The sequence below is a fragment of the Streptomyces sp. SPB074 genome, assembly GCF_000154905.1.
Classification (GTDB): domain Bacteria; phylum Actinomycetota; class Actinomycetes; order Streptomycetales; family Streptomycetaceae; genus Streptomyces.
Window position 1 is genome coordinate 4,764,540 of the sequence record NZ_GG770539.1, and the last position, 7,101, is coordinate 4,771,640.

Annotated in this window: 5 protein-coding genes and 1 pseudogene; 1 reads left to right on the forward strand and 5 read right to left on the reverse strand. The window is 76.0% G+C overall.

Annotated elements, in window-relative coordinates; translation table 11 throughout:
* Both SSBG_RS20040 and SSBG_RS20045 read right to left on the reverse strand, forming a co-directional pair.
* Nucleotides 1-254: pseudogene (locus SSBG_RS20040) on the reverse strand (phosphatase); the annotation flags it as partial.
* 102 nt (nucleotides 255-356) lie between these two features.
* Nucleotides 357-2,795 (reverse strand): tetratricopeptide repeat protein, encoded by a 2,439-nt coding sequence (locus SSBG_RS20045; RefSeq protein ID WP_420790320.1) that lies wholly within the window; start codon nucleotides 2,793-2,795, stop codon nucleotides 357-359.
* Between SSBG_RS20045 and SSBG_RS36220 the strand changes: the two genes are divergently transcribed.
* The gene (locus SSBG_RS36220; RefSeq protein ID WP_420790321.1) at nucleotides 2,779-3,162 is read left to right on the forward strand and encodes a hypothetical protein; all 384 of its coding nucleotides are present in this window, start codon (nucleotides 2,779-2,781) and stop codon (nucleotides 3,160-3,162) included. The genes SSBG_RS20045 and SSBG_RS36220 overlap by 17 nt on opposite strands.
* A 101-nt stretch (nucleotides 3,163-3,263) precedes the next feature.
* On the opposite strand, the gene SSBG_RS20055 is transcribed toward SSBG_RS36220, so the two are convergent.
* From SSBG_RS20055 to SSBG_RS20065, 3 genes are all read right to left on the reverse strand, one after another.
* The gene (locus SSBG_RS20055) at nucleotides 3,264-4,586 is read right to left on the reverse strand and encodes a hypothetical protein (protein ID WP_008747897.1); all 1,323 of its coding nucleotides are present in this window, start codon (nucleotides 4,584-4,586) and stop codon (nucleotides 3,264-3,266) included.
* A 145-nt stretch (nucleotides 4,587-4,731) separates the two neighbouring features.
* Nucleotides 4,732-5,835, reverse strand: a complete 1,104-nt coding sequence (locus SSBG_RS20060) for a transporter substrate-binding domain-containing protein (RefSeq protein ID WP_037870222.1) — start codon at nucleotides 5,833-5,835, stop codon at nucleotides 4,732-4,734.
* 86 nt (nucleotides 5,836-5,921) lie between these two features.
* Nucleotides 5,922-7,101: hypothetical protein (locus SSBG_RS20065; RefSeq protein WP_037870223.1), on the reverse strand; the 1,180-nt coding region annotated here is incomplete at its 5' end.

Here is a 7,101-nt window from a genome sequence, read left to right on the forward strand (position 1 = left end):
CGGGGGCCGCCGTTCACCCGCACCGGCTCCTCCCGCCGCGCCCCCGCGTCGCCCGGCAGCGGCCCGGCCCCGCCGGGAAGGCGCACCCCCTCGGGCAGCGTCGGCTCGTCCGCCCGTCCGGCTCCGTCCGAGACCGTCGCGGGGAGATCCGAGGCGCGCTGGGCCGGGGCCGGGCGGCCCGTGCCGTCCGTCTCGCGGGCCTGCGGCCAGTCGGCGGCGGAGGCGTCCGGCGGGCCGGCGGGGGGCCCGGGCACCGCCGAGAGGTCGTAGCCGCAGCCCCCGCAGTACAGATCACTCTTGTCGAGTGGTTCCGCGCACCGGGGACAAGCCGCCAGCTGATGTGTCCGCGCCATCAATCACACCCACGTCCGGGGGCGGAGGCGGTTGGCCCGCTCCACCAGTTCGATCCGTTCCCCGCCGTCGCCGGCGAGCCTGGCCAGGGTCCGGAAGGCGCGTTCCAGGCCGAACCGGAGCCCGCGCTCGTCGAGCGGGCAGCCCAGCAGACCGCCCTCCCGCTGCTCTGCGCCGTGGCGACCCGAGAGTACCCAGTCGAGCGCCGCGCCCAGTACCTCGGCCGTGAGCGTCTGCGCCCGCACCGCGTCCACCGCCTCGCCCAGTTCACCGACGCGGGCGGCCGCCGCGCGCAGATCCGCGAGGGGCGTCTGCCCGGGGGCCCGGCCCCGCAACCGCGCCCGCGTGGCCGCGATCCCGGCGGCGGCGTGGTGCGCCGAGGACTCGGGCACCGTCTCCAGCGCCTCCACCGCGGCCCCGCGCTCGCCCGCGGCGAAGAGCACCCGCGCCAGCCCGAAGGCGGCGCTCACGTAACCGGGGTCGGTCTGCCACACGAGGCGGTAGTACTCCACGGCGTTGTCGAGCTGGCCGAGCGCCTCGGCGCACAGCGCGAGCGCGAGCTTCGGCGCGGCCTCACCGGGGAACGCGTCGTAGATCGCGTCGAACGACAGCGCCGCCCGGTCCAGTTCGCCCGTCACCAGCGAGGCCAGACCCCGGTACCAGACCACGCGCCAGTCCTCGGGGAACCCGCGCTCCAGATCGTCCAGCGAGCGCCCCGCCGAGTCCGGCTGCCCCATCTCCAGGCGGGCGCGCACCTCGCGCAGCCGCACCTCGGGCGAGGCGACCGGGGCGTTGCCCAGCGCGCTGATCAACTCGCTGTGCACCGCCGTGTGCAGACCGGCGAGGAAGCCCGCACTCGGGTCGTTCGCGTCCACCCGTGGCACGGGCAGCGCGAGCGCCGCCTCGGGCACCCGCAGCGGCCGGAGCGCGCTCGCGGGAGAGGTGGGGGAGGCGGCCGGGAGCGCGGGGAGCGGCGGGCTCCCCGGCTGCGCGGGCAGCCCCGGCAGGGCGGGGGAGGGGGACGGAGCGGGCTGCGCCGGGGGCTGCGCGGGCGCGGCGCCGAAAGCGGCGGGTGCGGCGGCGGGACCGCCGGGCGCGGTGCCGGGACCGGCGGGCGGCGCGGTGCCGGTCGTGACGGCCGCCCGGGCGAGCGGCCTCCCGGCGACCTCCGCCGCCGGGCGCGTACGCGACCGCCGCCACCCCTTGCCGCCCGGCCCGCCGCCCGTATCCGGGCCGCTTCCCGTCTCGCGTACGCCGAGCGCCGAGACCGCCCCGCCCGCCGGCAGGAACAACTCCGCGTCGGTGACCCGCAGTTCCGGGCCGAAGTGGGTGGAGAGCGCGGGGCGCGGGCGGCCCGTGCGGCGGGCCACGATCTCCCGCAGCACCCCCGTCAGCTGCTCCGCCATCTCCTCCGCCGAGGCGAAGCGGCCCGCCGGGTCCGGGTCCGTCGCCCGCACGAGGAGCCGGTAGAAGGACTCGAACTCCTGGAAGACGGGGACCTGCGCGGGGTCGGGCAGGCTGTCCACGTAGACCGTCGTGTAGCCCTGGAAGTCGAAGGCGAGCACCGCGAGCGTGCGCGCCACCGTGTACAGGTCGGAGGCGACCGAGGGACCGACCTCGGCGACCTCGGGCGCCTGGTAGCCGACCGTTCCGTAGATCGCCGACTCCTCGTCGTCGGCGCGGCGCACGGCGCCCATGTCGATGAGCTTGAGCTGGTCCTCCGTCTGGATCGCGTTGTCCACCTTGAAGTCGCAGTACAGCAGCGAGCGGCTGTGCAGGTGGCCGAGCGCGTCCAGCGCCTCGATGCCGAAGGCGCACGCCTGCTCGACCGGGAGCGGGTCGCGGCGGCCCTCGGTGGTGCGGCGGGCGTTGGCGATCTCCTTGAGCGACTTGCCGCCCACGTACTCCATGACGATGTAGCCGTCGAGCGAGCCCGTGCGCTGGTCGAGATGTTCCACGAAGTTGTAGATGCGCACGATGTTGGCGTGCTCGATCTCGGCGAGGAAGCGCCGCTCCGAGATCGCCGCCTCCATCGCGTCCTGGTCGCCCGTGTCGAGCAGGCCCTTGAGGACGACCCAGCGGTCCGAGACCGCGTGGTCGATCGCGAGGTAGACCCAGCCGAGCCCGCCGTGCGCGAGGCAGCCCACGACCTCGTACTGGCCGTGCACCACCGTCCCCGCCTCCAGCTTGGGCACGAAGGAGTACGGGTGCCCGCACTTCGTGCAGAAGCCCTCCGTGCGTCCGGGACGGTCCCCCCGCGCCCGCCCGACCGGGGCGCCGCAGTCGGCGCGCGAGCAGAACCGCTTGCGCTCGGGCACCTCGGCCCGCTCCAGGACCGCCGCGCGCGGGTCGTGCCGGGGCACGGTCGGCACGCTCACGAGCCCCACGCCGAGTCGCCCGCGCGCCGAGCCCGCGGACACCGAGCCCGTGCTGCGCGCGCTCACCTGCCGGGCCGTGCTGCTCCCGGAGAGCCGCCCGGAGACCGAGCGCCGCGAGGAGCGCGAGGAATGGGAGGAGCGCGCGGAACCGGAGGCACGCGCGGAAGGCGAGGAGCCGGACGAGGCGACCGCCCCCGCGCCGTACGCGCTCGCCGCACCCGCGCCACCCGCACCCGTACGCGCTCCCGGCGCGCTCGCGCCGTGGGTCGGCGCCGTACCGCGTGAGCCGCCGCGCGCGCCGCTCACCGTCATGCCCGTCGGGGGCGAGCCGAGCGCCCCGTCGGGGGCGACCACGGGCGCGAGCCCGCAGGTGTCGCAGTACAGCTCCCCGCCGCCCACGTCCTCGTACCGGCCCTCGCAGCCCGGCCGCTGACACGCCTGTTCGTTCATCCGTCTCCCCCGTCCTGCCCCGTCGGGGCGCCGTTCCCCCGTCCTGCCCCGTCGGGGCGCCGTTCCCCCGGCCGCCCGCCCGGCTCAACCCTGCTCACCGGCCAGTGTCCCGGCGACCGCCTGCTGGTAGCGCAGCACCGCCTGCCCGGCCGCCCGCAGATCGCACGGCGCGCTCCACAACATGCGGCGCGCCGCGTCGTACCGCTCCATGAGGAGAGTGTCCTCGGCGAGACCGTGCCTCGCGACCTTCGCGCGGTAGGCGTCGAGCCGCCCGCGCAGTTCCGCGCGGACCGCGAGCGGCGCCGCGACCGCCGACAACTGCTCACGTGCGCGCGCCAGCTCGTCCCCCGCCCGCGATTCGAGCGAGTCGAGCAGCGGGCTCAGCCGCGACCACTGCCCGCGCCTGCGGTACTCGGCGGCCCGCGCCAGCTCCTCCTGGAGCACGACGGGCGGACCGCTCACCGCCGGGACCTCCGAGGCCGCTATCTTCGCGAGCACTTCCCCGCGCGCCGCGCGTGCCTCGGTGAGCGTGCGGTCGGCGCGTGAGAGCACGTCGCCCAGCTCGCGCAGCCGCGCCTCCGCGTCCTGGCGCACCGCGAGCACGGCCTCGATCTCGCGCCGCACCTCCTCCAGCCCGCGCGCCTCGCGGTCGTAGCGCCGCGTGTCGGGACGGCCCGCGCCCGGCGCCGCCGCGCCCGCCTGCGGCTGCCAGAACTCCAGCGGATCGCTGACGACCTGTTCGCGCAGCGCCCCGAGCACGCGCGCGATGCGCTCCAGGTCGTCCCCGGCCGGGTGCTCGCCCGGCCGGACGCCCACCGAGTGCGCCAGCGTGCGGGTGCGGTTCAGCTCGGCCGAGAGCAGGTCGATCCGCGCGGGCAGCGCCGACCACACCGCGTCGGCCGCTATCACGACGCCGAGGGAGTCCGCGTACAGCTCGTTCATCCGCTCCACCAGCTCCTCCAGCGAGCAGCGGTGGCTGAGCCGGGGCGCCTCGCCCGTCAGGCTGGCGACGGGCCCGTTCCCCGCCGCTCCGGCGGCCCCCGGCACGGCGAGCGAACGGCCTTCAAGGAGTTCGGTCAGCTCCGCGAGGTCGTCGCGGCCGGGGTTGCGGCGCCGGGCGCGCAGCGCGCGGGCGGTGGCCAGGGCCTGCGTGTACGTGTCGAAGCAGGCCCACAGGAGCGAGATCGCCGCCTCGGTGGCCGCCCAGCGCTGCCGCGTCACGCCGGTCAGCTCCGCACCCTCCAGCAGGCGCCGCCCGGCGTGGTCCTGGAGCGCGAGCAGCGAGGTCTCGACCGCCTCGTGCTCGGCGCCGCGTCGGGCGAGCGCGCGATCGACCGCCTCACGGTCCATCACCGGTTCCGGCTCCCGCGCCCCCGCGCCCGCGGACATCGCTCGCGCGCCGCCCATCCCACTCCCTTCCGCCCGGCCCCAGCCGGAGCCGCATCCCAGCACGCGCCCCCGGTCTCCGCCCGGTCGGCACGCCCGCCACAGCGATCACACCTGCACCCTGCCCCTCAGACCCCCGTCCCCATGCGCCCGGGGGGCCGCGCGCTCACCACACGATCTTCTCGTCACCGCGCGGCGGGCTCGCCGAGGCGTCACCGAGGTCGGCCTCCAGCCAGCGCCTGTACGACTCCCGCCAGCCCTGCTTGCTCGTGTCCTTGCGGTAGCCGTCGAGGATCTGGTTGACGCGGCCGACGAGGTCCGGGCTGTCGTCGCGCATGGCGACGCCGTAGAACTCCGGCATCGGGAGCCGCGCCGCGTCCCCCTCGTTCTCGTCGGCGATCCGCACCCCGGGGTCCTGGGCGAGCTGCGAGGCCGCGAGGGCGCCGTCGGTGACGAGCCCGTCCACCGTGCCGAGCTGGAGCCTCACGAGGCAGTCGAGCTGGCTGGGAACCTTGGTCACCGGCTTGAGGCCGTAGGCCCCGCCGTGCCTGGCGAGGAACGCCTCCGCCGTCGATCCCGTGGCGGCGCACAGCCTGCTCCCGCCGAGAGTGGGGCCGAAGCCCTTGACGGGGGAGTCCCGCGGGACGACGAGGGTCTGCCGGGTCTCGAAGTAGGGCGTCGAGAAGGCGATGTCGTTGCTGATGTGGCGGCACGTGATCGACATCGTGCTGATGATCATGTCCACGCTCGCCTTGGCGTCCCGCTCGGCGAGCGGCTTGCCCTTGTCCTTCTCGTCCCGGCCGAGCGCCGGCCCCCGGTCGGCCGTCGAGACCGTCTTGAACCGCACCTTGTCCGCGGCGCCCAGTATCTCCTTCGCGACGCGTCGCGCGAGGTCGATGTCGAAGCCCTCCGGCTCGCTGCCGTAGGTGCCCCGGTAGGCCCAGCGGTAGCTGTTCTGGTCGACGCCGACGAGGAGTTCGCCCCGCTCCTTGATCGCGGCGATGGCCGCTCCGTCCTTGGCGGGCGGCCGCTTCTCGTACGTCCTGGCGCAGGCCTCCTTGTCCGGCTCCGCCGCTGCGGCCTGCCGGGCGCCCGTGCCGCCGAAGGCACCGCGCGCCGCCGTCACGCCCGTGGACCCCGAGGGCTCGTCGGCGCCGCGGCCGGGCAGCAGGAGCAGGGTCAGCGAGGCGAGCGCGCACAGCACGGCCATCACCGCGACCCCGCCCCAGCCGCGGAGCCGTCCCGTTCGCTGCGTCTGCGTCTGCGTCATGGTCTCTCCCCTCGCCCTGCCCCCGGCCCTGCCGAGTCCGCCCCGCTCCGGCTCCCGGCCGCTCCGCTTGGGCCCGTGCGCGGCGTTCACCGGTACTCCGAGAGCCTGCGCCCGACGCCCATCAGCGCTCCGAGCGCGCCGAGGGCGGCGAGGACGCCGCCGCCGATCGCGAGCCCGGAGAAGGCGGCGCCCCCGCTTCGCGCGGCCTCGATGAAGTCGTTCCGCTCGGCGTCGATGGCCTTGCCGAGCGCGTCGTCCACCTCCTTGAAGGCGGCGTCCGTCGTCCCGTTCCCCGCGGCCTTCGGGTCCTCGCCGCCCACGACGAGGCGCGCCGCCTCCGCGTAGTCGCTCGCGTCGGCCTTCTCCCTGACCTCCGTGTGCCGCGCGTTCCACCGCGTGAGCTGCTTCGCCGCCCGGTCGAGCTCCGCGCGCCCCACCGCGCTGCCGGTCAGTTCCCGGGCGCGCCGCATCAGTTCGCCCGCGTCCCCGCCCCTGCCAGCGAGCTGCCCGAACTGACGCTGGAAGTGGGCCTCGTAGAGGTCCTTGCCCTGGGCGTCGAGGACCGCGCCCCGGTTGACCATGGACAGGTTCTCGTTCGCGCGGGCCTGGAGGGCGGCGATCCGCGCGTCCGTCAGGGCGGTCACGGACGTGACCCCGCTCTCGCGGGAACTGCGCAGGTCCGCGCGGGCGACGCCGTGCCCGGCCGCGGTCCAGGCGAGCAGGGCGAGCGTCGCGGTCGCGGCGGCGACGAGACCGCGGTTCAGGACGCGGTTGGTGCGCCGGTAGTCGCGGTACTGCGCGCCGCCGAGCGCGGCGAGGGCCACGACGCCGAGGCCGAGGCCGATCCAGGGGTACGGGGTCGCCGCGTCGTAGTCCGCGGCGAGCCGTTCCTTCTGCACCTCGCGCAGCTTCGTGGCCTGTTCGAGGGTGGTGTCCTGCATGACGCCGCTCGCCTGCCGCAGCCAGGCCCCGCCGAGCGGCACCCCGGACCTGTTGTAGACCCGGGCGGTGTCGATCTCGGCGGTGTAGCGGGGCAGTTGCTCGTTGATCCCCTCGACCGCCTCCGTGGAACCCGAGGTCCGGTCGGCCGCGGCTCCCGCGAGGTTCTTCGCCACGGCGCCGACGCTGTCCGTGTACTTCTCGCGGGCGTCCGCCCGTGCCTGGCCCGTCGCGAGGAACTCGGTCGTCGCCGCGGTGTCGGCGGCGGCGAGCTGAGCGTAGATCTGGGCGGCCGTGTTGACCCGGGGTTCGCTGACGTGCAGCACG

Coding starts and splice junctions, on each gene's coding strand:
- SSBG_RS20055 (WP_008747897.1), bottom strand. CDS start 4,586: ATGGGCGGCGCGCGAGCGATGTCCGCGGGCGCGGGGGCGCGGGAGCCG.
- SSBG_RS20060 (WP_037870222.1), bottom strand. CDS start 5,835: ATGACGCAGACGCAGACGCAGCGAACGGGACGGCTCCGCGGCTGGGGC.